Source organism: Caulobacter radicis, assembly GCF_003094615.1.
In the GTDB taxonomy this organism is placed as follows: domain Bacteria; phylum Pseudomonadota; class Alphaproteobacteria; order Caulobacterales; family Caulobacteraceae; genus Caulobacter; species Caulobacter radicis.
Genome location: NZ_QDKO01000004.1, coordinates 22,786 through 46,624 on the forward strand (window position 1 = coordinate 22,786; position 23,839 = coordinate 46,624).

The window sequence follows — 23,839 nt, forward strand, 5'->3', positions numbered from 1 at the left end:
TTCTGGTTACGGCAGGCGGGCCTTGGGGAACCCGTCCCAGCACGCATCATAGTCGGCCTGAAGCGCGCGATGCTCCAGCGCGAACTTCGTCGGCGCGATCACCCAGCGGCTCTCGAACATGAAGGCCAGGGTGTGATCGATCTTGTGCGGGCCAAGCTCGGCGTCGACAGCCTTGCGATGGCTGGCCACATCGGGGCCATGGTCGCTCATGCAGTTGTGCAGGCTCGCGCCGCCCGGGGCGAAGCCGCCCTCCTTGGCGTCATAGGCGCCGTGCACCAGCCCCATGAACTCGCTCATCACGTTGCGGTGGAACCAGGGCGGGCGGAAGGTGTGCTCGGCCACCATCCAGCGCGGCGGGAAGATCACGAAGTCCACGTTCGCCGTCCCCGGCGTGTCGCTGGGCGAGGTCAGCACCGTGAAGATCGACGGATCGGGGTGGTCGTAGCTGACCGTGTTGATGGTGTTGAACCGCGCTAGGTCATAGCGGTACGGCGCGAGATTGCCGTGCCAGGCCACCACGTCCAGCGGGCTGTGATCCCATTGCGCCGCCCACAGCTCGCCCTGGAACTTCTGGATCACCTGGGTCGGCGCATCCACGTCCTCGAAGGCGGCCACCGGCGTTTCGAAGTCGCGCGGATTGGCCAGGCCGTTGGAGCCGATCGGCCCCAGCTCCGGCAGGCGCAGGGCCGCGCCATGGTTCTCGCAGACATAGCCTCGCGAAGGACCGTCGACCTCGACCCGAAAGCGCACGCCGCGCGGAATGACGGCGATGTGGCCGGGACCGGCCTTCAGGCGGCCCATCTCGGTCACCAGGGTCAGCACGCCCTGCTGCGGCACGATCAGCAGCTCGCCGTCGGCGTCGTAGAACACCCGGTCCCGCATCGAGGCGTTGGCCAGGTACAGGTGCACGCCCATGCCGGCCTGGGCCGCCACGTCGCCATTGCCGGCCAAGGTGACCAGGCCGTCGACGAAGTCGGTCGGCTCGGCGGGGATCTCGATCGGGCTCCAGCGCAGGCGGTTAGGCGTCACCGGTCCGTCGAAGGCGCTGGTCAGGCGCGGTTGGTCGTAGGGCTTGTACGGTCCGTGCCCGGCGCTGGGCCGCAGGCGATAGAGCCAGCTCCTGCGGTTTTCATGCCGGGGCGCTGTGAAGGCCGTGCCGGAGATCTGCTCGGCATAGAGGCCGAACGGCACGTGCTGCGGCGAGTTCTGCCCGACCGGCAAGGCGCCGGTCACGGCCTCGGTGGCGAAGTGGGCGCCGAAGCCGGTCTGGTAGCGGAGGTCCATGTGCGTTTCCGTGCCTTCCCAGCACTTTTTCTCTCGTCATCCCGGAAGCCTCGAAGGGGCTATCCGGGACCCAGGGGCCGTACGCACCGCCCCTGGGTCCCGGCTCTACGCTACGCTTCGGCCGGGATGACGACGAAGGTATTTTTGCGCGAACGCCTTACGCGTCGACCGTGATCACGCCGCGGCGGATCTGGTCCAGCTCGATGCTCTCGAACAGGGCCTGGAAGTTGCCGTTGCCGAAGCCCTCGTTGCCCTTGCGCTGGATGATCTCGAAGAAGATCGGCCCGAACAGGTTCTCGGTGAAGATCTGCAGCAGCAGGCCCTCGTCGCCGACATTGCCGTCGATGAGGATGCGGTTCTTGCGCAGGCGCTCCAGGTCCTCGCCGTGGCCGGGCACGCGCTTGTCGACCAGCTCGTAATAGGTCTCGATGGTGTCCTGCAGCTTCACGCCGCGGGCGCGCAGGCGCTCGACGGTGTCGTAGATATTGTCCGTCGTCAGGGCCAGATGCTGGATGCCCTCGCCGTTATACTGGCGGATGAACTCCTCGATCTGGCTCTTGTCGTCCTGGCTTTCGTTCAGCGGGATGCGGATGGCCTTGTCGGGCGCGATCATCGCCTGGCTGAACAGGCCCGTGGCCTGGCCCTTGATGTCGAAGTACTTCTGCTCCTCGAAGCCGAAGACCTGATTGTAGAAGGTCGACCATGTGCGCATCTGGCCGCGCTTGACGTTGTGGGTCAGGTGGTCGAGCAGATCGAGGCCCACCGAATTGGCCGCTTCGGCCTCGGCCGCGCCGGCCACCGGCGTCCAGGCGTCATAGATGCTCCCCTCGCCTTCGACGAGATAGAGCAAGGACCCGCCGATGCCTTCCAGCACCTTGGCGCCTTCGCCCAGCACCGAGCGGCTGGCGTCGGCGGCCTTGGCGCCGCGCTTCAGGGCGTCGGCGAAGGCCTGCTCGGCGTCGCCGACGCGGAAGGCCATGCCGTTGGCCGACGGGCCGTGGGCGGCGCGGAAGTCGGCGACCTGGCCGGCGGCTTCTTCGTTGACCAGCAGGTTGATGCGGCCCTGCTTGTAGCGGGTCACGGCCTTGGTCGGATGGGTGCTGGCGGGCACGAAGCCCAACTGCTCGATGATCGCCTTCATCGCCGCTGGATCGGGGCTGGTGAATTCGACGAACTCGAAGCCGTTCAGGCCGAGGGGGTTGTCGGACGTGACGGGCATGCGGGCCTCCCTAAGGCTCGTGATGTTCTCTTACGGAACCAGCGCGGCCGGCAGGCCGGCGATCAGGCGGTCGTTGTCGGCCGGCCGGCCGATGGTGATGCGCACCCAGCCGCCCTTGACGGGCGTCGGGCGGACGATGAGCCCTTCGTGCAACAAACGCATGGCGGTGGCTTCGGGGCCAGCGGGGGTGCGCAGGAAGACGAAATTGGCTTCGGAGCGGGTGTATTCGACGCCCATCTCGTCCAGCGCCGCCTCGACGCGAGCGCGCTCGGACAGGGTCAGGGCGACGGTCGAGGCCAGGTGCTCGCGGTCCTCCCAGGCGGCCAGGGCGGCGGCCTGGCTGACGGCGGTGACGTTGAACGGCGGGCGCAGGCGATCGAGATAGGCGATCAGCTCTTCCGAGGAGGCGATGCCGTAGCCCACCCTCATGCCGGCCAGGCCATAGGCCTTGGAGAAGGTGCGCGCGGCGATCCACGGGCCGCCCCAGGCCTCCAGCACGGCCAGCATGTCGTAGGTCTCGAAATACTCGCGATAGGCCTCGTCGACGAACACCAGCGTGGTCTTCGGGGTGGCGGCCAGCACGGTCTCGACGGCTTCCTTGGAGAGGGCGTTGCCGGTCGGGTTGTTGGGCGTGCAGAGGATCAGCAGCTTGGGGCCCTTGGCGGCCGCGGCGGCCACGGCCGGGACGTCGAGGTCGAAATTGGCCAGGCGCGGCACGTCGACGAGCGCCGCCTCGGCGCACCTGGCGAAGATGTCGTAGGCCGGGAAGGTCGGCGAGGAGAGCAGGATCTCATCGCCCGGCGCCAGCACGGCGCGGAACACGTAGTCGATAAGGGCTTCGGAACCCGGCGACACCACCAGACGAGCGGCGGGCACGCCCAGGCGCTGGCCGATGGCCGCGCGCAGGGTCTCGCAATAGGGGTCGGGATAGATCTGCGGCTCGGCCACGGCGGCCATCACCGCATCGGCGACCTTCGGGCTGGCGCCCAGTAGGTTCTCGTTGCTGGCCAGCTTGGCGAAGTCGGAAAGGCCCGTTCGGCGACCGGCCTCCGCCAGGGTCATGCCCGCCTTGTAGGCCACGACGCCGTCGAGGGCGGCACGCATCGGCGTCTGGGCGGCGGCTTGGGGCTTGCGATCGAGAACCAGCATGACGGCCGCTCCGGGAGTCGGGGATACGGACGTCAGGATAGGTCAGGCGCAGAGACGTGTTGTGACGATGATGACCGGCGTTGACACTTTGCAGGTCATTTTATGACCCAAATCCCGCCAATCCGACAGACGGCCCGCTATTAGAAAACCTCCCCCTGTGGGGAGGAGGCCGAAGGCCGGCGGGGGTGAGATTCTCAGTTTCCGCGGTGCTGGAAGGCTCGCAGTCACGCCCCCCACCGATCGCTACGCGATCGCCTCCCCCACAGGGGGAGGTTCCTTGCCCCCCTACTCCAGATAATCCAGCGGCAGGGCCGTGGAGTCCTTGATCGTCTCCAGAACGAAGCTCGACTGGATGTCCTTGACCGCCGGCATCTTCAGCAGCCGCTTCATCGTGAACTCGGCATAGGCGTCGAGGTTCGGGGCCACCACCCGCAGCAGATAGTCATAGCTGCCCGTCATGGCGTGGCAGCCGACCACCAGGGGCTCACGCAGGATCGCCTCCTTGAAGGCCTCGGCGGCCGCCTCGTTGTGGCGATCGACGGCGACCTCGACATAGGCCAGCAGGTCCAGCTTGGCCTTGCGCCGGTCCAGCAGGGCCACATAGCCGCTGATCAGGCCGGCGACCTCCAGCTGCTTGACCCGGCGCAGGCAGGGACTTGGCGACAGCCCCACCCGATCCGCCAGCTCCACATTGGTGACCCCGCTGTCGCGTTGCAGGACGTCGAGGATCTTCTTGTCGGTGCGCGTGAGCTTCATCGTGACCGGATCAGCTGATTTGGCGGCAGTATATGACGAGTTTGCTCTCCAATCCTCCCCCAGAAGGGGGAGGTGGCCCGAAGGGCCGGAGGGGGAAGTTGTTGCGGAGGGTCGGAAGCCACTCCCCCCCTCAGTCGCTCCGCGACAGCTCCCCCTTCAGGGGGAGCATCTGGCGCCCAGACAGCAAAACGCCCGGGCCAGAGGACCCGGGCGCTTCGACTTACGCTTTACGCTTACTGTTACGCTTACTGGTACTAACTCGGTGTTCAGTTGGCCAGGCGGCGCAGGAACGACGGGATCTCCAGATCCTCGCCGTCGTCGGCCTGGGGCTCGATCGGCTGCAGTTGCGGACGCACCGAACTGGTCTGGCGCGCTTGCGGCTGCGGGGCCGGCTCGTAGCGTTGCTGGCGACCGCCGCCGAACAGGCTCATCCAGCCGCCGCTCTTCTGCTGACGGCGATCCTCGTAGTGATCGCTGTACAGCGGCTCGTCGTCGGCCTCGGCGACCATCGGGTCGACGATGCGGGTGACGCGCGGCGCGGGGGCCGGCTCATAGACCGGTTCCGGCTCGTAGGCGGCTTCCGGCTGGGCGTAGAGGTCGGCCTGGGCGTGCGGCTGCGGTGCCGGCTCGTAAGCCGGTTCCGGATAGGCCGTGGCGGTCGGGCGCTCGATGGGACGGGCTTCGTAGCGCGAACCCGGGCGGATTTCCGGCTGGGCCGGAGCCTGGGCGACCGGCTGCGGCGCGGGTTGGGGAGCCGGCTGCGGCGCGGGACGCGAGGTCTCGGCCAGCAGCGGCGGAGCCTGGGTGTTGCGGGCGACCGGCTTGGGTTCGATCTGCTGGATCGAGGCGCCGTCCATGCCGGTGGCGACCACCGACACACGGATCACGCCGTCCAGCGACGGGTCGAAGGCCGCGCCGAAGATGATGTTGGCTTCCGCGTCGACCTGGTCGGAGATCGCGTTGGCGGCCTCGTCGACTTCCAGCAGGGTCATGTCCATGCCGCCGGTCACGTTGACCAGCACGGCCTTGGCGCCCTTCAGCGACACTTCGTCGAGCAGCGGGTTGGCGATGGCGTTCTGGGCGGCCATCAGGGCGCGGTCTTCGCCGGTGCCCTCGCCGGTGCCCATCATCGCCTTGCCCATCTCGGTCATGACCGTGCGGACGTCGGCGAAGTCGAGGTTGATCAGGCCCGGCAGCACCATCAGGTCGGTGATCGAGCGCACGCCCGAGTGCAGCACCTGGTCGGCCATGCCGAAGGCTTCGGCGAAGGTCGTGCGTTCGTTGGCGACGCGGAACAGGTTCTGGTTCGGGATGACGATCAGGGTGTCGACGTAGCGCTGCAGCTCCTGGATGCCGGCGTCGGCCAGGCGCATGCGGTGACGGCCTTCGAAGTGGAAGGGCTTGGTCACCACGCCGACGGTCAGGATGCCGCGTTCACGGGCGCACTTGGCGATGATCGGAGCCGCGCCGGTGCCGGTGCCGCCGCCCATGCCGGCGGTGATGAACACCATGTGAGCGCCTTCCAGGTGCTCGCCGATCTCGGGGAAGCTTTCCTCGGCGGCGCTCATGCCCACTTCGGGGTGCGCGCCGGCGCCCAGGCCCTGCGTGATCTGCACGCCGAGCTGGATGCGACGGTCGGTCTTGGCGAACTGGAGCTGTTGGGCGTCGGTATTGGCGACGACGAACTCAACACCCTCGAGGCCCGCCTCGATCATGTTGTTGACGGCGTTGCCGCCCGCGCCGCCGACCCCGAAGACCACGATACGCGGCTTCAGCTCGGTGGTGCGCGGCGCCGAAAGAGAAATAGCCATGGGGACCCTCGCGTCCTTACGCCGAATTCGCCAAATGAACCGACCGCAAGCCGGTAACGCCTCGACGATCGGGTTAACAGAACAACCACCATCGTTAACTGGCGGTTAAAGCCATAATCTGAGTCGGCTGCAGGTCGATCCCGCTTACAGGGAAAAAAGCGAGTTATCCAAAGGAATTGCTTGGAACTCCTTGGTTTACAAGCGGGGCCGGAACCCTTGTGCGGCGGAACGCCGCTGGCCTGTTTTCTGCGTCCAGGCCCTCGGATTCGGGGGCGCGAAACTACACTGTTTGGCCATTCAGGCACTTAGAAAGTTAAACGACAGGATTAATTCACCCATCGGGCGAGCCGGGTGATTTGGTCCAGACGCACGAAAACGCCCCGCCCTTTCAGGCGAGGCGCTGACGAATTTCCGCGTCGAGACGACGGCTTAGAGGTTGTCGCGCAGCCAGGCGGCGGCCTTGGCCACCGGCGAGGCGTTGGGATCCATCGGGCGCTTGCGCACCTGCCCGCCGCTGAGGGTCTTGGGCGACACCACCTCGCGCGGACCGAAGGCCGTGCGATGCAGCACCCCGGCGGCGGCGCAGAAGGCCGGGCCCGAGGCGGCGTCGGCCAGGTGCGGCACCCGGCGCGGACGGCCCAGGCGCACCGGCCGGTCGAACACCCGCACGGCCACTTCGCGCACGCCGGCCAGTTGGCTGGCGCCGCCGGTCAGGACGATGCCCGCGCCCGGCTCCACCGGCGCGCCCGAGGCCTTCAGGCGCTCGCGCAGCAGCTCCAGCGTCTCCTCGACGCGCGGCTGGATGATGCCCTTCAGCAAGGAGCGCGGCGCGATGACGGGACCCGCGCCGGGATCGTCGCCCCGCGGCGGGGCCTCGATCATCTCGCGGTCCTCGTTGGCCGAGGCGATGGCGGATCCGTGCAGGGTCTTGATGCGCTCGGCGCCGGCGACCGAGGTCTGCAGGCCGCGCGCGATGTCCTGGGTGACGTGCCCCCCGCCGACGGCCAGGCTGTCGACGTGGCACAGGGCGCCGTTGTTGAACACCGCCACCGAGGTCGAGCCGCCGCCCATGTCGATGCAGACAGCGCCCAGGTCCATCTCGTCCTCTTCCAGGGCCGCCAGGGCCGAGGCGAAGGGCGCGGCGACGATGCCTTCGAACGACAGGTGGGCGCGCTCGACGCAGTGGGCCAGGGTATGGAAGATGTTCTCGTTGACCGAGACGACCAGCAGTTCCAGGCCCAGCGAGCGGCCGAACATGGCGCGCGGGTCGCGGATGCCCTTCTGGCCGTCGACCGACCAGGCGATCGGCAGCAGGTGCACGGGCTTGCGGCCCGGCAGGCGCACCTGGGCCAGGGCCGACGAAATGGCGCGCGACAGGTCGCCGTCCGCGATCGGACGGGCGCCCAGCGAGACCTGGGTGTGGACGCGGTGGCTGGCCAGTTGGCCGCCCGCGGTGCAGACGCTGACGCCCTGGACGCTGACGCCGGCGACCGTCTCGGCGCGCTCCACGGCCTGCGCGATCGCCTGGGCGGCTTCGTCCAGATTGACGATCGCCCCGCCGCGCACGCCGCGCGACTGCACGTAGCCGACCCCGGCGGTCGTCAGGGTGCGGTTGTCGCGGTGGACGCCGTCCGCCTTCATGATGAAGCACGTGACTTTCGACGCCCCCAGGTCCACGGCCGCGACCGCGGGCTGACGCACGAGCGTCGCCTTCAGGCCGTCACGGGCCTGTCTCCGGTCCTCAAGTCGCGACATGGTCAGGGTCACCTCAGTCCATCGTTTCTGTTCTTACGCCCCGTTGGCCACGGGCTGCCCGGGCAGCACGGAGTCTCGGGGCCGGATCGCCACCATCTCGGGATCGCGCAGGTCGATGCGCGCGAAGCCGAGATCGAGGATGCGTTGCCGCTGGTCCAGTTGATCCAATTGAATCAACGCGGATTCTTCGTCAATGGCCGGCAGCTGGATCAGCGAGCCATCTTTCAATCGCAGGTCCCAGCGGCGGTCGTCGACGCGCACCAGCGCCTCGAGACGATCGCGCAGGCGCGGCCGGGCGTTGACCGCCGGCAGGATGTTTCCGGCGGCCTGGTCGGCGCCCTGCCCCACCACCAGCGGCAGATGCGGGAAGCGCGCGGCGTCGGCCTCGCGGATGATGCGGCCCTCGGCGTCGATCACCTTCAGACGGCCCGAGTGCTGCCACACGGCCAGGGCCGGGCGCTCCTCGACGGCGATCATCACGGTGTCGGGCAGCAGGCGGACCACCTTGGCCGACTTGACCCAGCCCACTCCCTCGACGCGGGACTTCAGATCGACCAGGTCCATGCCGAGCGTCGGCTGGTCCTGGTAGAGACCGCTGGCCTTCAGGATGTCGGCCTGGGCGGTGGCCGAGGCGCCGGTCACGTGCACGGCCTTCAGCTTGAAGCCCAGGTTGGCGAATTCGCCGTCGACGCCGTGCACCATCGCCTGGCCCAGGCGCTCGGCGCGGTGGCCGGTGGCCAGGGTGACGACCAGGGCGAGCGCGAGCGCGCCGCCGGCGACGCCCAGGGCCAGGGTCGGCGACACGCCGACGCCGCCGCGCGCGGCATGCAGCTTCCCCGCCGGCTGTTGCTGAGCCGGGCGAGCCTTGTTCGGACCTGCGGGCGCTTCGGCCCGGGGGCGCGCTGGCTTGCGCGGTCCCCCCCGCACTGCCGCGGGCATAAGCGTCCTCCACCATCAGACACTGGAAAAACGGAACCCTTCGACACTTCTCCAAACCCGACCGTCGTTCGACGACGGAGCGGTTTCGGGCGAAGCGCCTACGGAGGCGTAGAAAGGCCCGAAGGTCGTTAATGCCGGGATAACGAAGAGGCCGTCGCGTTACGCCTCGGCAACCAAGACGCGCACCATTCTGGGACAGGCGTTAACCCCTCGCCGCCTTGCAGCGTCAGGGTTTACGGCGTGTTTTCCTTGTTGCGGGAGGCCTTTGCGGCGCGATGATGCGGCGCCGCAAATCTGTGGATGAGCACGTAAAGTATGAACGGCCGCGCTTTGCGGCCTTTTGACTCACCCGACGGTCGCGGCGACGCGTCGCACGCGCGGGGAGTGTTTTCCAAGGCACACGCCTCAGGCGACCGACGGCCGCTCCGGGTCGGTAACCTCATCGACGCCCGCCGCCACCAGGCGCTCGTGCAGATCGGCGGTTCTGTTTGCGCGGGCGAAATCCAGCTCGTCCTGGCCAGCGCCGACGCAAGACAGCAGCGCGACGGGCCCGACCTCCGTCCGGAAGCCGGCGGAGAAACGACGCCCCTGGGCGACGAACACGCCCGCGATCCCGCCCCGCTCGCCGAACTGGAACGGCGCGTTCACGCGACTGCCGACCTCCAGGACCCGCGGTTCGCCGAAACAGCCATGGGCGATCAGCAGGTCGTAGGCGACGAGGCCGTGCAGCAGCCGGATCGCGTCGTCGTCGCGCCACGGCGTCTCGACGATCAGCTCGTGACCGAGGCCCGGCTCGCCCTCGTCCGCCCAATCGTTGGAGAGGCCCGAGCTGACGACCAGCCAAGTCGGCCGGTCAGGCGTCGGCGCGAAACGGAAGACGCCGATAGTCAGCCAGCGGGGATCAGGCGTTCCCGCCTCGCCAAACGGCGCGAAGGTTTCCGGGCCGAGCGGAAAGACCCCTTCGCCATCCGCCCCGAACAGGGCCGGATAGCGCGTCTCTTCCCGCTCTTCCCATACGCGCTCCAGGCGCGACTTGCGACGCCAGAAGCTCTTCAAGCGATCAGTGCCCCGCCTGCGCCGGCGCGGCCGCGCCCAGGACGCGGAAGTCGATGTCGCTGTCGGCCACCAGATAGATGAAGCTCGTCCAAGCGGCCACGTTCTGGGCCAGTTGGATCGGGTCCACCTTGTCCAGGGTGTCGTCGGCGGTGTGGTGGTAGTCGAAGTAGCGGCTGGCGTCCTGGTTCAGGTTCACCACCGGCACGCCCGCGCCCTCGATGCCGCCGATGTCGGCCCCGCCGTGCGCGGCCGGGTTGCGGTCGTAATAGATCTTCAGCGGGCTCAGCACCTGGATGGCCGCCTTCATGGCCGGGTGGCCTTCCGAGCCCTTGGGCAGTTGCAGGCTGTAGATGCGGTCGGCGCCCGTGTCGCTCTCGCCGGCCAGGACCAGCTTTTCGAGGTTGCCCTTGTTGGCGGCCAGGAAGGCGTCGGACGAGCCGCCGCTCTCTTCGGAGCCCCACATCACCACGCGGATGGTGCGCTTGGGATGCTTGGGCAGCTCGCCGATCAGCTTGGCGGCGGCCGTGGTGATGGCGATGCCGGCGGCGTCGTCGAAGGCGCCCGTGCCGACGTCCCAGCTGTCGAGGTGGCCGCCGATGACGATCACCTCGTCGGGCTTTTCCGAGCCCTTGATGTCGGCCGAGATGTTCCAGGCCACGTCGCCGGCGTCGAGGCTGGAGGCCAGCTTCAGCCTGATGCGCAGCGGGCCCTTCTTGGCCAGGCGCTCAAGCTGTTCGGCCTCCGGCACGCCCAGGGCGGCGGCGGGGATGGTGACGACGTCGGCGCCGTTGGTGGTCACGCCGGTGTGCGGCACGGTCGAGCTGGAGGTCGAGACCGAGCGGATCAGCAGGCCCACGGCCCCGCGCTTGGCCGCCTCGACCGGGCCGGCGCGGCGCGAGACGCCCGCGACGCCGTAGCCGGCGCCGTCCTGGGCGCGAACCATCGGCTGGGTGATGACGACGATCTTGCCCTTGATGGCGCTGGCGGGCGCGGCGACCATCTCGGCATAGGTGGTGAACAGCACGACCTCGGCCTCGATACCTTCGGCCGGCGTCGGGATCGTGCGGCCCAGGCCAACGATCGACAGCTTCATCGGATAGGGCGCGACCAGCTCGGCGCTCTCTTCGCCGCGCGTCCAGGACGGCTTGGCGAACTGGTCGACCTTGATGTTGGTGAAGCCCAGGGCCTTGAACCTGGCCACGCCCCAGTCCTTGGCGCGCTCCATGCCCGGCGAGCCGACGAGGCGCGGGCCGATGTTGGTGGTCAGGTCCTCGGTGATGTCCCAGGCCAGGCGATCGGTCAGGGCCTTGTCGCGCAGCGCCTCGGCGGTCTTGACGTCTTGAGCGTGGGCCGCGCCCACGAGCAGGGCGGAAGCGGCGACGGCGGTCAGCAGGCTGCGGATCATGAGCAGGATTCTCCCCTAAGGCGTGCTTGTCATAGCATCGCTCTTCCGGTGGAGAACCCCGCCCAACGCCCACTTTTGTCAGCAGTCGGCGGTTGCGGCGAAAATCGCCCCGTCAGGGCCGCGGCGCGGCGCCGAACAGCTTGTCGGCGAAGAGGTCGAGCGCCTTCTGCGACAGGTCGGTGTTGTTGAGGATCACGACGGTGTCGCCGGTGTCCAGCCGATGGCCCAGCACAGAGCGATAGCCGGCCGTGCGCCCGGTCTCCCAGGCCGCCGGCTTGACCTGGCCGTCGATGGTCAGGCTGCGCACCCGCCCGCCCAGCGCATAGTCCTGCTCTGGGACCAGGATGGTCGTCAGGGCCTTGCGCGAGGCCTCGGACAGGAACGGCGTGTCGAAGACGACGTGGGCCGCGACCAGCAGGTCGTCGACCGTGCTGAAGTAGCCGCCGCTGGCGGCCATGACCTCCATGCGCGGATTGGCCCGCCGCGCCAGGGGCGGGCCGGCATAGTAGGAGACCGCGACGCCCGGCTCGGCGTCGACGCCGAGGCCCGCCCGGGTATGGCTCATCTTCAGCGGATCGGTCGTCAACTCCCTCACCACCGCCAGGAACGGCTTGCCAGTCACCGCCTCGACGATGGCGCTGACCACGAACCAGTTGACCGGGTGGTAGTCGAACTTCGTCCCCGGCGGGAACAGCGGGTCGCCCTGGGCGAAGGCTTTGACGGACTCGGCCGCCGACAGGTTCTTCTTCAGGAGGTCCGGATCGGCCTTGAGCGCCGGCATGAAGCCGTTGGGAATGCCGCTGGTGTTGGACAGCAGGTGGGTCAGGGTCACCGTCTTGCCGGTGTCGGGCCGCTGGTCCGGCAGCCAGGCGGCGATCGGCGCGTCGAGGGACAGCTTGCCCTGCTCCACCAGCCGCAGCACGGCGATCGTGGTCAGCCACTTCGAGATCGAGGCCACGCAGTAGACGGTGTCACGCGTCGCGGGCTTGCCCGCCTCGATGTCGGCCATGCCGAAGGCGCGGACATAGGACGCCCTGCCCTTGCGCCCGATCATCACCACGCCCTGGAACTTCTGCTCGGCGACGAAGGCGTCGACCACGGGGTTGTCGGCGCCCAGCCCGGCCGGGGCGGCCATCGAAAGGCCGGGCGCGGCGCACAGCGCCCCGGCGGCAGCGAACAGGCCGCGTCGGTCGATCATCGGAAAACTCCCCACAAACCGCCGCCCCCAGCAATCGCCGAGACCCTGGCGCACGGGCGATCCCAAGTCCCGTTAAGCTTTGGCAATGAGCGAACATTGGCATTCGACGAGAAGCGCTCTAGGTCTGTTGGCGACTTCAGGAGACCCCGATGCCCAAGCCGACGGTCGTACCGGCCGCCGACATTCCGCTCGACGCCAAGCTGCGGCCGACCCAGGCCCGCGCCCAGGACACCTACGAGGTGGTGCTGGTCACCGCCGGCGAACTGCTGATCGAGTCCGGCTTCGAGCAACTGACCACCAACGCCATCTGCAAGCGCGCCGGCCTGACCCCGCCGGCGCTCTATCGCTACTTCCCCAACAAGTACGCGATCCTGAAAGAGCTGGGCGACCGGCTGATGCGGCTCCAGGACGAGGCCGTGTTCGCCTGGATGGAGGCCGGCGGCCTGGAGGGCGCAACCGCTTCGGAGCGCGTGGCCAAGACCGCCGCCCTGCTGACCGACGTCATCGACATGACCCGCCGCTTTCCCGGCGGCGCGGCCATCGGCCGGGCTCTGCGCGCGGTGCCAATGCTCCAGCAGCTGCGCTTCGCCTCGCGCGACATGGTCGCCGGACAGTTCGGCGAGGTGCTGGCCGCACGGTTTCCGTCGGTCTCGCCGGTCCGCATCCGCACCGCCACCCGCATGATGGTCGAGCTGACCTACGCCGCCACCGAAATGGCCGTCGAGGAACCGGGGCAGGACGCCGGCGCCCTGGCCGAAGAGATCGGGCGACTGTTCGACTGCTATTTCGAGACGTTCGACACGGTGCTCTAAGATTCTCCCCCTCTGGGGGAGGTGGCCCGGAGGGCCGGAGGGGGGCCGTTCTCAGCTTCCGCCGACTTCGCAGCCACTCCCCTCTCCGTCGGCTTCGCCGACACCTCTCCCACAGGGAGAGGGTGCTGAAAACGCCCCCCGCATAACACCGGCTTGCAATAACGATAGTTTTTACTATCGTCACTCCATCGCAGCGGGGGAACGCCGATGGAGGGCTGGAAGAACTGGTCGGGCAGCGTCGAGGCGACGCCCAGCAGCATAGCCCCGCCGCGCACGCTCGACGAATTGTCGGGCCTCGTCCGCGAGGCCGGCAAGGTCCGCGTCGTCGGGGCCGGCCACTCGTTCATGCCGCTGTGCGAGACGGACGGCCTGCTGCTGGACCTGTCGGACCTGGAAGGCGCCGTCGAGATCGCGCCCGACCGCAAGACCGTCTGGGCCCCGGCCGGCTGGAGCCTCAAGCGCCTGACCGCCGCCCTCTGGGCGCAAGACCTGTCGCTGATCAATCAGGGCGACATCAATCCGCAATCGCTGGCCGGGGCCACGGCCACCGGCACCCACGGCACCGGCGCGGAACTGGGCAGCCTGTCGACCCAGGCCTGCGGCTTCCGGCTGATGACCGCCGACGGCCGCCTCGTCGAATGCGGACCGGACCAGGAGCCCGAGCTCTACCAGGCCCAGCGCGTCTCGCTCGGGCTGCTGGGCGTGGCCGTCGCCATCCGCATCAACGTCATCCCGGCCTACTACCTGGAAGAGCGTGTCAGCCGGATGCCCCTCGCCGAGGTCGCCGAGCGCCTCGACGACCTGGCCGCCGCCACCCGGCACATGGAGTTCTGGGTCTTTCCCTATAGCGACGACGTCATCTTCAAGACCCTGCACCCCGTCGCGCCCGAGGCCGCCGACGAAACCCTGGGCAAGAGCGGCGAAGGCGACGAGGACACCTTCCGGACGATCTGCGACCTGTGCGCCGCCCTGCCCGTCCTGACCGCGCCGCTGCAAAAGCTGATGATGAAGGTCGCCGGCAAGCCCGCCCGCCGCGCCGGCCCGGCCTTCGAGGTCTTCCCCTCCGAGCGGAATGTCCGCTTCGAGGAGATGGAGTACGAGATGCCGCGCGCCGCCGGCCTGCCCACCCTGCGGGCGGCCATGGCCCATATCCGCAAGCGCCGTCTGCCGATCACCTTCCCGTTCGAGTTCCGCCTGGTGGCCGGCGACGACATCTGGATGAGTCCGTTCAACATCGGCGCGGGCGCCTCGATCTCGTTCCACCAGTACGCCAAGATGCCCTGGCGGCCGGCCTTCGCCGAGATGGAGGCCGTGCTGGCCGACAGCGGCGGTCGACCCCACTGGGCCAAGCGCCATACCCTCACCCCGGCCGACGTCCACCGCCTCTATCCCCGCGCCGGCGACTTCCTGCGGGTGCGAAAGGCCTGGGACCCGACCGGCAAGTTCGCCAACGCCCACCTGACCCAGCTCTTCGGACTCTAGAGACAAGCAGATGACCGACATCGCCCTGCACGCCGGCCTCATCGGTCAGTCCGGCTCGCGCGAGCAACTGAACACCCCCGTCCTGGTCGTGGATCGCGCCGCGCTGAGCGCCAACATCGCGACCATGGCCGCCTTCGCCGCCTCCAAGGGCCTGAAGCTTCGCCCGCACGCCAAGACCCACAAGAGCGCCGACATCGCCCGCCTTCAACTGGAAGCCGGCGCCGTGGGCCTGTGCTGCGCCAAGATCGGCGAGGCCGAGGCCCTGGCGGCGCAGGGCGTCTCGAGCGGCCTGCTGATCACCTCGCCCGTCGTGTCGGCTCCCGCCATCGCCCGGCTGGTCGCGCTGAACCTGGCGACCGAGGGCCTCAAGGTCGTCGTCGATCACCCCGACAACGTCGCCGCCCTGGGCGCGGCGGCCAGCGCGAGCGGCAAGCCGCTGGAGGTGCTGATCGACTTGGATCCCGGCATCCACCGCACCGGCGTCGCCTCGCCCCAGGCCGCCGTCGCCCTGTTCGAGGCGATCAAGGCCCAGTCGTCCCTGACCTATGCCGGCCTGCAATGCTATTGCGGCGTCCAGCAGCACATCGAGGCCTTCGACGTCCGCAAGACGGCCCTGGAGGATCGCGGGGCCTACATCCGCGAGGTCGTGGACGCCCTGACCGCCGCCGGCGGCGCGCCGCCGATCGTCAGCGGCTCGGGCACCGGCTCGCACCGCATCGACGCCGAACTCGGTCTGTTCACCGAGTTTCAGGTCGGTTCCTACGTGTTCATGGACGACCAGTACCTGGCCTGCGACCTGACGGGTGATGGTGATGGGGCCCGCGCCGACGCCAGTCCCTACCGGCGCTCGCTGTTCATCGACGCCCGCGTTGTCAGCGCCAACAGCCCCGGCATGGTCACCGTCGACGCCGGCTTCAAGGCGATGTCGACCGACGCCGATCCGCCGCAGGTCTTCGCCGGCGCGCCGGAAGGCTCGCGCTACTTCTTCATGGGCGACGAGCACGGCGCCCTGGTCCCGTCGTCCGGCTCGCCCCCGCCCCTGGGCGCCCGCGTGACCCTGGCCGCCCCGCACTGCGACCCGACCGTGAACCTCTACGACGCCTATCACGTGGTCGAGGGCGACACGCTGGTGGCCATCTGGCCGGTCACGGCGCGCGGACGGTCGCGGTAGGCTCCGCCCCAACCTCCCGCCATTCCCGCCCTTGTGGCGGGACCCGCTGGTTCCGTTCGCACGTGAAGTTCAAGCGGCGCGCCGAGCGCGCCGTCCCATCCGCACCTGCGGCTGACAGAGAGGTTCCCGCCACAAGAGCGGAAATGACGGGAGGGAGGGCGGCGAGAAAAACCGCTTTGGCGTCGGGCGCGTTGAAGACTATCCATGGCGTCCGTTCTGGATCGTCCGCCCGCATGACCACCGCCGCCCTCTCCGCCGCTCCCGCCAAGAAGCCCCGCCGCAACCGGCGTCGGCCCTCGGCGCGCTGGGCGCGCGCGGGCCTGCTGGTGCTGGCGGTCGGCGTGTCGGGCGTGGTGATCGGCCAGACGACCCTACGTATGCTCGACACTCACAACGCCTCCAAGGTCGCCGCCGCCGCGCCGCTGGCCATGGACAATCCGCGCTTCACCGGCGCGATGCGCGACGGCCGCGCCTTCCTGATCACCGCCCGCCGCGCCGAGCGCGACGCGGCCGATCCCAACAAGGTCAAGCTGGTCGAGCCGACCCTGGTGCGCGGCTACGGCGAGCCCGACGCCAGCAAGGTGACCTCCAAGGACGGGATCTACCAGGAAGCCCAGAACATTCTGGTGCTGACGAAGGACGTGAAGATCGACAACGGCCAGGGCTACCAGTTCGCCTCGCAGGAAGCCCGCATCGACACCAAGACCGGCGAGGTCGTCGGCGGCGCGCCGGTGGCCGGCGCCGGCCCGCGCGGCAATGTCAGCGCCGACAGCTACAGCGTCAGCGACAAGGGCGACCGCGTGGTCTTCAAGGGCCGCGTCCGCACCCGCGTCCAGCCCACCAACTAGGTCCCCGACCGATGACCGGCCTCGGCCTCCTGGACCAGCAACGGGCCCGCGCGACGCGCGTGTGCTTCCTCTACATCGCCCAGCCGCACCAGGTCTGGCACAGCCTGTCGATCGCCGTGGCCATGGCCCGCGCCTGGCCGGAGATCCGGGTCGAGATCGCCGCCACCTCGGCCGGGCACCTCGACTACATCCAGGGCATGCTGGACGGCCTGGGCGGTGCGCCGATCACCCTGCGCCTGCTGCCGCCGGCCTGGCTGCGGCGACTGTCCAGGACCGCCCCGCCGCCCAAGGCCCTGATGCTGGCCCTGAACGCCGGCCGGCTGGCCGCCTACGACGCCGTGGTCACGCCCGAACGCACCACCGCCCTGCTGCGCAAGCTGGGCGTGCGCCGCACCGCTCTGGTCTACACCCAGCACGGGGCCGGCGATCGCGGCGGCCCGTTCGAACCGCGCCTGCGCGTCTTCGACCTGGTGATGGCCGCCGGTCCCAAGCAGCGCGACCGGATGGTCGACGAAGGCTGGGTCCGTCCCGAGGCCTGCGCAATGGTCGGCTATCCCAAGTTCGACCTCGTCGACGCCCTGCCGCCCAGCGCCACCCCGGCCTTCGCCAAGGCCCTGCCGACCGTGGTCTACAACCCGCACTTTCACGAGACCCTCGGTTCGTGGAGCGCCTTCGGCCTGTCGATCCTCGAGCAGTTCGCCGCCGACGAGCGGTTCAACCTGATCTTCGCCCCGCACGTGCGACTGTTCGAGACCGCTTCGGAGGCCGATCGCCGCGCCGTCGCCGCCTTCGAGGGCCACCCGCGCATCCACCTCGACCTCGGCGGCCCGGCCGCCTTCGACATGACCTATACGCGGCTCGCCGACCTCTATCTCGGCGACGTCTCCAGCCAGGTCTACGAGTTCCTGCGTACGCCCAAGCCCTGCCTGTTCCTCAATCCCAGCCATGCCGACTGGAAGGGCGACGAGAGCTTCCATCACTGGCTGTACGGCCCGGTGCGCGAGACCGCCGACGACATCTGCGACGCGGTCGCCGCCGCCATCGCCGGGCACGGCGACTTCCTGGAGGCCCAGAAGGTCGGCGTCGCCGAGACCTTCGACATCACCTCCGTCCCTTCGTCGCAGCGCGCCGCCCGCGCCATCGTCGACCGCCTGGCCGTCCTCGACCGATGAACGCGACCGTCAAGGACGCGCCCCCAAAGGACGCGAAGGTCAATCCCCTGGCCAGGATGCTGGCCAATGTCGGCGCCCTGCTGAGCGGCCGTGGGGTCAACGCCGTGGTGGGCCTGGCCTATATCGCGGTGACCACCCGCAGCCTCGGCATCGAGGTCTTCGGCTTTTTGATCCTGATCAACGCCTTCGCCCAGGCGCTGGGCGAGATGGCCAAGTTCCAGTCCTGGCAGACCGTCGTGCAGTACGGCGCCAAGCCGCTGATGGACGGCGACCGCAGGACCTTCCAGCAGGTGATGCGCCTGGCCCTGGTGCTCGACGGCATCGGCGCGGTCGCCGGCGTGGCCATCGGCGTGGCCGGCTGCCTGCTGTTCAGCCACTACATGGGCTGGCCCGACAACCTGGCGCCGGCCGCCGCGCTCTACTGCCTGTCGGTCGGGGTCATGACCTCGGCCACGGGCGTCGGCCTGCTGCGCCTTTTCGACCGCTTCCGCATGCTGGCCGCCGAGCAGGTGGTGTCGTCCGTCGTGCGCCTGATCGGCTGCGTGATCGCCGCCTCCATGGATGCGCCGATCGAGATGTTCTTGCTGGCCTGGGCGGCCGGCACCGTGGCCTCGTTCCTCTATGTCGCCGCCATCGCCGTCTGGAGCCTGCTGCAACGGGGATTGCTGAACGGCTTCAGCCTGTTCGGCCCGCTGGGCGACGGTCTGCCGGGCGTCTGGCGCTTCGCCTGGGCGACCAATTTCAGCAGCACCATCGAGGTCGGCTTCACCCACGTCCTGACCCTGGCCATCGGCGCGCTGGTCGGCCCCGCCCAGGCCGCCATGTGGCGCGTCGGCCGCCAGGTGGCCGACGGCATGGCCAAGCCCGCGCGCCTGATGCTGCCCGCCCTGCATCCCGAGTTCGCCCGTCTGCGCGCGCAGAAGGACGACGCGGCCATGCTGCGCCTGGCCCGCCAGATCGCCCTGATCGGCGGCGGCGTCGCCGGCGTGCTGCTGGCGGTCTGCCTGCTGGCCGGCCCCTGGCTGCTGACCGTGATCATGGGCCCCGAATACGCCTCGGCCGCCGGCATCATGAGCTGGCAGGTGGCCGCCGCCGCGATCAGCATCATGGCCCTGCCGATCGAGCCGATGCTGGTGTCGATGCACGCGGCCGGCGCCGCCCTGCGCGTGCGCATCGTCGTCATCGCCATCTACTTCGCCGCCCTCGTGCCGCTGCTTCAGGTCTTCGACCTGACCGGCGCCGGCGCGGCCCTGGTCCTGGCCTCGACCTGCATGGCGATCGGCATGTTCATCACCCTCCGGTCGCGTCTCGCAGCGGAAGCCGCCGCAGAGCGCGAGGACAAAAGCGCCGTCATGCTTGAACAGACTTGCGCGGAACCCCTGAACGAGCGCAAAGGCGATCCGCAATGAATACGCCCACCGCTTCCGGCAGGACCGTCCGTCTCGCCGACTTCCCGACCCTGACCGCCGCCCTGGATTTCGCCGCGACCGGCGAGACCGGGATCAACCTGCATTCGCTGCGCGGCGAACTGGTCGAGGCCCTGACCTACGCCGCCCTGCGCGAGCAGGCCCAAGGCCTGGCCCGCCGCCTGCTGGCCGCCGGCTCCAAGGTGGGCGACAGCGTCGCCCTGATCGCCGAGACCGAAGGCGACTTCGTGCGCGCCTTCTTCGCCTGCCAATATGCGGGCCTGGTTCCCGCGCCCCTGCCCCTGCCCGCGCCGCTGGGCGGTCGCGAGGCCTATATCGAGCAGATCGGCCGCATGTGCGCCTCTGCCCATGCGAAGATCCTGATCGGCCCGTCGGGCATGGCCGAGTGGCTCAAGCAGATCGGCGACGCCGCCGGCCTCGACTTCGCCGGCCCGCTGTCGGAGCTGCCGGAAGACGCCGGCGCGGCCCTGCCGGAAATCACGCTCGAGCACCCCTGCTATCTGCAGTTCTCGTCGGGCAGCACCCGCTTCCCCACCGGCGTGCTGGTGACGCACAAGGCCCTGATGGCCAACGCCGTGGCCATCACCCGCGACGGCCTGCAGGTGAAACCGGAAGACCGCGCCGTCTCGTGGCTGCCGCTCTATCACGACATGGGCCTGATCGGCTTCCTGCTGAGCCCGCTGACCAGCCAGATGAGCGTCGACCTGCTGCCCACCGGCGCCTTCGTGCGCCGGCCGCTGCTGTGGCTCGACCTGATCAGCCGCAACGGCGGCACGATCGCCTATAGCCCGACCTTCGGCTACGAGCTGTGCGCCCGCCGCGCCGAGGCCGCCTCGATCGACCACCTGGACCTGTCGCGCTGGCGCAGCGCCGGCCTGGGCGGCGACATGATCCGCACGGCCCCCGTCGAGGCCTTTGCGGAACGGTTCGCCGCCGTCGGCTTCTCGGAAAAGGCCTATGTGGCCAGCTACGGCATGGCCGAGGCAACCCTGGCCCTCTCCATGGCCCCGCTGGGCAAGGGCCTGCGCGTCGAGATCCTCGACATCGAGCGCCTGGAGCGCGACGACCTGGCCGTCACGGTCGGCGCCGACGCGCCCCGCGCCCGGGCCTTCGCCCGCTGCGGCCCGGCCCTGCCCCACCACCAGCTGGAAGTGCGCGACGCCGACGGCAAGCCGGTCGCCGAGCGCCAGGTCGGCCGCATCTTCGCCAAGGGCCCCAGCCTGATGGGCGGCTATTTCGAGCAGCCGGAGGAGACCGCCCGCGTGCTCGACGCCGACGGCTGGCTCGACACCGGCGACCTCGGCTTCCTGGTCGAGGGCGAGATCGTCATCACCGGCCGCGCCAAGGACCTGATCATCCTCAACGGCCGCAACATCTGGCCGCAGGACCTGGAATGGACCGCCGAGCGCGAGGTCCCGGGCCTGCGCAGCGGCGACGTGGCGGCCTTCTCCGTGCCCGGCGACGCGGCGGAAGAAGAGATCGTCACCATCCTGGTCCAGGCCCGCGGCGGCGACGCCGACAGCCGCGCGGCCCTGGTCGACACCGTGGCCGGCGTGCTGCGCTCGCGCCACGGCGTCGAGACCCAGGTCAAGCTGGTCGGCGCCCACGCCCTGCCCCAGACCTCGTCGGGCAAGCTCAGCCGCTCCAAGGCCAAGGCCGCCTACTTGGCCGGCGCCTACGAGCGCGCCTGAGGTGGAGGGCCCTGAGGCCAAGGACTCGGGGCCTCGCGTCGTCGCCGTCACCGGCGCGACCGGGTTCCTGGGCCAGCACCTCGTCCGCGCCATCGCCGAACGGGGCCTTGTCCCCCGCATCCTGTCGCGTCGCGATCCGGTCTCGCCGTTCTGGCGCGGGATCGAGCCGCAGGTGGTGCTGGGCGATCTCGCCCGCCCAGAAGCGCTCGCCCCGCTGTGCGACGGCGCCGACGTGGTGATCCACCTGGCCGGCCTGATCAAGGCCGCCGACCGCGCCGCCTTCGACAAGGTCAATGTCGACGGCGCCCGCGCCGCGGCCCAGGCCGCGACCGCCGCCCGCGCCCGCTTCGTGCTGGTCTCCAGCCTTGCCGCCCGCGAGCCCCGGCTCTCCGACTACGCCGCCAGCAAGCGCGCCGGCGAGGAAGCCGTACTGGCGATCGCGCCCGAGGCGCTGATCATCCGCCCGCCGGCCATCTACGGCCCCGGCGACCGCGAGACGGTCGGCCTGTTCGCCGCGGCCCAATCCAGCCGCGTGCTGCCGGTCCTGTCGCCCGCCTCGCGCGTGGCGATGATCGAGGTGCGCGACGCCGCCGCCCAGATCCTCGACCTGGTCACGAGCCGCCGCACGGGCCTGGCCTCGATCTGCGACGCCCGGCCCGACGGTTACGCCTGGAGCGAGATCATGACCGCCGCCGCGGTCGCCGTCGGCGCGGGGCGGCCTCGCCTGCTTCGCGTGCCCGAAGGCCTGATCCGACTGGCCGGAAGCGTCGCCGATGCGGCGAGTAGACTTTCAGGACAACCCTCGGTGTTCGGATCGGGCAAGGCGCGCGAACTGTCGCATGCAGATTGGGCGTTTTCGGACGATCCATCCCTTGCGTCGTCGCCGAGTCGTCACGATGTTGCCCGCGGCTTCGGCGAAACCGTCGACTGGTATCGGTCGGCCGGATGGTTGTCGAAAAAATACAGCGACTAGTTCAATTGTGGCAGATATCTGACAGAGACACTGTTACGGTGCGGTCACAGTGCTTTGACGGGGGCGTCTGGCGTTTGGCATGGATACAGTGACAGATCTGAGTTTGCGTGAGATCGGGCTGGCGACGAGCAAGGTGCTCGGCCGCACGGTCGAGGTGACGAACGACACCCACATCGGCCGCGACCTGGCCGTGGATTCCCTCGCCCTGATGAACATCGTGATGGAGCTCGAAGACGCCTTCGACATCTCCATCCCGCTCGATCGCCTCGCCGCGGTGGAAACCGCCGGCGACCTCTCCAAACTGATCAACGATCTCCGAACCAAGGCTTGACCGATGGGTCTGTTCGACAAGCATCTGGCCTATCGCGACGCGTACAAGGCCATCCAGCAAGCGGGCGCCGACCCGTTCACCGTCCGTTTCGACGCCGTGGTCTCGCCGACCGAGGGCGTGGTCGACGGCCGTCCGACCATCCTGCTGGGCACCAACAACTATCTGGGCCTGACCTTTGACGAGAAGGCGATCGCCGCCTCGGTCAAGGCCGTCCAGGAACGTGGCACCGGCACCACCGGTTCCCGCATCGCCAACGGCAGCTTCGAGGCCCACGTGGCCCTGGAGACAGCGCTGGCCAAGTTCTACGGCCGCAAGCACGCCATGGTGTTCACCACCGGCTACCAGGCCAATCTGGGCGTGCTGTCGACCCTGGTCGGCCGCGGCGACCACCTGATCCTCGACGCCGACAGCCACGCCTCGATCTACGACGGCTCGCGCCTGGGCCACGCCGAGGTCATCCGCTTCCGCCACAACGACCCTGAAGACCTGGCCAAGCGCCTGCGTCGCCTCAAGGACGTCCCGGGCGAGCGCCTGATCGTCGTCGAAGGCATCTATTCGATGATCGGCGACACCGCGCCGCTCAAGGAAATCGCCGCCGTGAAGCGCGAGATGGGCGGCTACCTGCTGGTCGACGAGGCCCACTCGATGGGCGTGCTCGGCGCCACCGGCCGCGGCCTGGCCGAAGCCGCGGGCGTGGAAGACGACGTCGACTTCATCGTCGGCACCTTCTCCAAGAGCCTGGGCGCCATCGGCGGTTTCTGCGTCTCCAGCCTCGACGACTTCGAGGTCATGCGGGTGATCTGCCGTCCGTACATGTTCACCGCCTCGCTGCCGCCGGCCGTGGTCGCCTCGACCCTGGTGGCGCTGGAGCAGATGATCGCCAAGCCGCAGCTGCGCGAGCAGCTCAACAGCAACGCCTGCCGCCTGTACGACGGCCTGACCGCGCTGGGCTTCGTCACCGGCCCGGCCGCCAGCCCGATCGTCGCGGCCACCATGCCCGACGTCGAGCGCGCCATCGCCATGTGGAACGGCCTGCTGCAATCGGGCGTCTACCTCAACCTCGCCCTGCCGCCGGCCACCCCCGACAGCCGTCCGCTGCTGCGCGCCAGCATCAGCGCCGCCCACACCCACGAGCAGATCGACCAGGTCCTCAAGGTGTTCGCCGAGGTCGGCGCGGCGCTCGGCGTCATCGACGGCCAGCAGCGCGCTTTCGCTTAAAGGCAGGCGCACCGCTGAAAAGACGAAGCCCCGGCCGCAAGGTCCGGGGCTTTTTCTTTACTCCGGTGACGCGACGCGACACCGATCTGACCGTCCAAAACAGCCGGTGGAGCCAACTTCGGTTCACGCCCCTGAGCGGAGC

Annotated in this window: 20 protein-coding genes; 10 read left to right on the plus strand and 10 right to left on the minus strand. The window is 69.3% G+C overall.

The features are described 5' to 3' along the window. Nucleotides 1–6: 6 nt before the first annotated feature. From hmgA to DDF62_RS00775, 10 genes are all read right to left on the minus strand, one after another. Nucleotides 7–1,284: a homogentisate 1,2-dioxygenase gene (hmgA, locus tag DDF62_RS00730; protein WP_116487330.1), complete on the minus strand. Its 1,278-nt coding sequence runs from the start codon at nucleotides 1,282–1,284 to the stop codon at nucleotides 7–9. A gap of 157 nt (nucleotides 1,285–1,441) precedes the next feature. After that, a complete protein-coding gene (gene hppD / locus DDF62_RS00735) occupies nucleotides 1,442–2,503 on the minus strand; it encodes a 4-hydroxyphenylpyruvate dioxygenase (RefSeq protein ID WP_116487331.1) in 1,062 nt (353 codons plus the stop codon). Between the two features lie 30 nt (nucleotides 2,504–2,533). Then, on the minus strand, nucleotides 2,534–3,652 hold the full coding sequence (gene hisC / locus DDF62_RS00740) for a histidinol-phosphate transaminase (RefSeq protein WP_116487332.1): 1,119 nt from the start codon (nucleotides 3,650–3,652) through the stop codon (nucleotides 2,534–2,536). Nucleotides 3,653–3,937: 285 nt separating this feature from the next. Next, on the minus strand, nucleotides 3,938–4,408 hold the full coding sequence (locus tag DDF62_RS00745) for an Lrp/AsnC family transcriptional regulator (RefSeq protein ID WP_116487333.1): 471 nt from the start codon (nucleotides 4,406–4,408) through the stop codon (nucleotides 3,938–3,940). A gap of 266 nt (nucleotides 4,409–4,674) precedes the next feature. Continuing rightward, nucleotides 4,675–6,219 (minus strand): cell division protein FtsZ, encoded by a 1,545-nt coding sequence (ftsZ, locus tag DDF62_RS00750; protein ID WP_116487334.1) that lies wholly within the window; start codon nucleotides 6,217–6,219, stop codon nucleotides 4,675–4,677. A 429-nt stretch (nucleotides 6,220–6,648) separates the two neighbouring features. Continuing rightward, entirely contained in the window at nucleotides 6,649–7,974 is a 1,326-nt protein-coding gene (ftsA, locus tag DDF62_RS00755) for a cell division protein FtsA (RefSeq protein ID WP_101711281.1), read from the minus strand. Nucleotides 7,975–8,007: 33 nt separating this feature from the next. Beyond that, the gene (gene ftsQ, locus DDF62_RS00760) at nucleotides 8,008–8,913 is read right to left on the minus strand and encodes a cell division protein FtsQ (protein ID WP_116487335.1); all 906 of its coding nucleotides are present in this window, start codon (nucleotides 8,911–8,913) and stop codon (nucleotides 8,008–8,010) included. Between the two features lie 405 nt (nucleotides 8,914–9,318). Then, complete coding sequence (locus tag DDF62_RS00765) at nucleotides 9,319–9,969, minus strand: suppressor of fused domain protein (protein ID WP_165832139.1); 651 nt, start codon at nucleotides 9,967–9,969, stop codon at nucleotides 9,319–9,321. Between the two features lie 4 nt (nucleotides 9,970–9,973). Then, nucleotides 9,974–11,374 (minus strand): M20/M25/M40 family metallo-hydrolase, encoded by a 1,401-nt coding sequence (locus tag DDF62_RS00770; RefSeq protein WP_425266991.1) that lies wholly within the window; start codon nucleotides 11,372–11,374, stop codon nucleotides 9,974–9,976. Nucleotides 11,375–11,486: 112 nt separating this feature from the next. Next, nucleotides 11,487–12,572 (minus strand): serine hydrolase domain-containing protein, encoded by a 1,086-nt coding sequence (locus DDF62_RS00775; RefSeq protein WP_116487338.1) that lies wholly within the window; start codon nucleotides 12,570–12,572, stop codon nucleotides 11,487–11,489. A gap of 149 nt (nucleotides 12,573–12,721) precedes the next feature. Here DDF62_RS00775 and DDF62_RS00780 point away from each other — a divergent pair, with 149 nt between their 5' ends. The 10 genes from DDF62_RS00780 (at nucleotide 12,722) to spt (ending at nucleotide 23,697) form a co-directional block, all read left to right on the plus strand. Continuing rightward, nucleotides 12,722–13,384, plus strand: coding sequence for a TetR/AcrR family transcriptional regulator (locus DDF62_RS00780; protein WP_116487339.1), 663 nt, complete (start codon nucleotides 12,722–12,724; stop codon nucleotides 13,382–13,384). A 207-nt stretch (nucleotides 13,385–13,591) separates the two neighbouring features. Continuing rightward, on the plus strand, nucleotides 13,592–14,866 hold the full coding sequence (locus DDF62_RS00785) for a D-arabinono-1,4-lactone oxidase (protein ID WP_116487340.1): 1,275 nt from the start codon (nucleotides 13,592–13,594) through the stop codon (nucleotides 14,864–14,866). A 10-nt stretch (nucleotides 14,867–14,876) separates the two neighbouring features. Next, the gene (locus tag DDF62_RS00790; protein ID WP_116487341.1) at nucleotides 14,877–16,037 is read left to right on the plus strand and encodes a DSD1 family PLP-dependent enzyme; all 1,161 of its coding nucleotides are present in this window, start codon (nucleotides 14,877–14,879) and stop codon (nucleotides 16,035–16,037) included. Nucleotides 16,038–16,270: 233 nt separating this feature from the next. Continuing rightward, nucleotides 16,271–16,885: an LPS export ABC transporter periplasmic protein LptC gene (gene lptC / locus DDF62_RS00795; protein WP_116487342.1), complete on the plus strand. Its 615-nt coding sequence runs from the start codon at nucleotides 16,271–16,273 to the stop codon at nucleotides 16,883–16,885. Between the two features lie 11 nt (nucleotides 16,886–16,896). Then, the gene (locus DDF62_RS00800; protein ID WP_116487343.1) at nucleotides 16,897–18,057 is read left to right on the plus strand and encodes a glycerophosphotransferase; all 1,161 of its coding nucleotides are present in this window, start codon (nucleotides 16,897–16,899) and stop codon (nucleotides 18,055–18,057) included. After that, nucleotides 18,054–19,466, plus strand: coding sequence for a lipopolysaccharide biosynthesis protein (locus DDF62_RS00805; protein ID WP_116487344.1), 1,413 nt, complete (start codon nucleotides 18,054–18,056; stop codon nucleotides 19,464–19,466). The genes DDF62_RS00800 and DDF62_RS00805 overlap by 4 nt, the downstream gene beginning before the upstream one ends. Beyond that, nucleotides 19,463–21,175 carry a fatty acyl-AMP ligase gene (locus DDF62_RS00810; protein ID WP_116487345.1) on the plus strand — a complete coding sequence of 571 codons (1,713 nt, stop codon included), beginning with the start codon at nucleotides 19,463–19,465 and terminating at the stop codon, nucleotides 21,173–21,175. Before DDF62_RS00805 ends, DDF62_RS00810 begins: the two co-directional genes overlap by 4 nt. A 1-nt stretch (nucleotide 21,176) precedes the next feature. Further along, nucleotides 21,177–22,148: an NAD-dependent epimerase/dehydratase family protein gene (locus DDF62_RS00815; protein ID WP_116487346.1), complete on the plus strand. Its 972-nt coding sequence runs from the start codon at nucleotides 21,177–21,179 to the stop codon at nucleotides 22,146–22,148. 79 nt (nucleotides 22,149–22,227) lie between these two features. Continuing rightward, nucleotides 22,228–22,479: an acyl carrier protein gene (locus DDF62_RS00820; RefSeq protein ID WP_101711242.1), complete on the plus strand. Its 252-nt coding sequence runs from the start codon at nucleotides 22,228–22,230 to the stop codon at nucleotides 22,477–22,479. 3 nt (nucleotides 22,480–22,482) lie between these two features. After that, nucleotides 22,483–23,697: a serine palmitoyltransferase gene (gene spt, locus DDF62_RS00825; protein ID WP_116487347.1), complete on the plus strand. Its 1,215-nt coding sequence runs from the start codon at nucleotides 22,483–22,485 to the stop codon at nucleotides 23,695–23,697. Nucleotides 23,698–23,839 lie beyond the last annotated feature (142 nt).

What these genes read in the sequence shown, in the direction of transcription:
- ftsZ (WP_116487334.1), bottom strand. Translation starts at nt 6,219, where the DNA reads ATGGCTATTTCTCTTTCGGCGCCGCGCACCACCGAGCTGAAGCCGCGT.
- DDF62_RS00805 (WP_116487344.1), top strand. Translation starts at nt 18,054, where the DNA reads ATGAACGCGACCGTCAAGGACGCGCCCCCAAAGGACGCGAAGGTCAAT.
- ftsQ (WP_116487335.1), bottom strand. Translation starts at nt 8,913, where the DNA reads ATGCCCGCGGCAGTGCGGGGGGGACCGCGCAAGCCAGCGCGCCCCCGG.
- DDF62_RS00800 (WP_116487343.1), top strand. Translation starts at nt 16,897, where the DNA reads ATGACCGGCCTCGGCCTCCTGGACCAGCAACGGGCCCGCGCGACGCGC.
- DDF62_RS00790 (WP_116487341.1), top strand. Translation starts at nt 14,877, where the DNA reads ATGACCGACATCGCCCTGCACGCCGGCCTCATCGGTCAGTCCGGCTCG.
- spt (WP_116487347.1), top strand. Translation starts at nt 22,483, where the DNA reads ATGGGTCTGTTCGACAAGCATCTGGCCTATCGCGACGCGTACAAGGCC.
- DDF62_RS00785 (WP_116487340.1), top strand. Translation starts at nt 13,592, where the DNA reads ATGGAGGGCTGGAAGAACTGGTCGGGCAGCGTCGAGGCGACGCCCAGC.
- hisC (WP_116487332.1), bottom strand. Translation starts at nt 3,652, where the DNA reads ATGCTGGTTCTCGATCGCAAGCCCCAAGCCGCCGCCCAGACGCCGATG.
- DDF62_RS00745 (WP_116487333.1), bottom strand. Translation starts at nt 4,408, where the DNA reads ATGAAGCTCACGCGCACCGACAAGAAGATCCTCGACGTCCTGCAACGC.
- ftsA (WP_101711281.1), bottom strand. Translation starts at nt 7,974, where the DNA reads ATGTCGCGACTTGAGGACCGGAGACAGGCCCGTGACGGCCTGAAGGCG.
- DDF62_RS00780 (WP_116487339.1), top strand. Translation starts at nt 12,722, where the DNA reads ATGCCCAAGCCGACGGTCGTACCGGCCGCCGACATTCCGCTCGACGCC.
- lptC (WP_116487342.1), top strand. Translation starts at nt 16,271, where the DNA reads ATGACCACCGCCGCCCTCTCCGCCGCTCCCGCCAAGAAGCCCCGCCGC.
- DDF62_RS00810 (WP_116487345.1), top strand. Translation starts at nt 19,463, where the DNA reads ATGAATACGCCCACCGCTTCCGGCAGGACCGTCCGTCTCGCCGACTTC.
- DDF62_RS00775 (WP_116487338.1), bottom strand. Translation starts at nt 12,572, where the DNA reads ATGATCGACCGACGCGGCCTGTTCGCTGCCGCCGGGGCGCTGTGCGCC.
- hppD (WP_116487331.1), bottom strand. Translation starts at nt 2,503, where the DNA reads ATGCCCGTCACGTCCGACAACCCCCTCGGCCTGAACGGCTTCGAGTTC.
- DDF62_RS00820 (WP_101711242.1), top strand. Translation starts at nt 22,228, where the DNA reads ATGGATACAGTGACAGATCTGAGTTTGCGTGAGATCGGGCTGGCGACG.
- DDF62_RS00770 (WP_425266991.1), bottom strand. Translation starts at nt 11,374, where the DNA reads ATGATCCGCAGCCTGCTGACCGCCGTCGCCGCTTCCGCCCTGCTCGTG.
- hmgA (WP_116487330.1), bottom strand. Translation starts at nt 1,284, where the DNA reads ATGGACCTCCGCTACCAGACCGGCTTCGGCGCCCACTTCGCCACCGAG.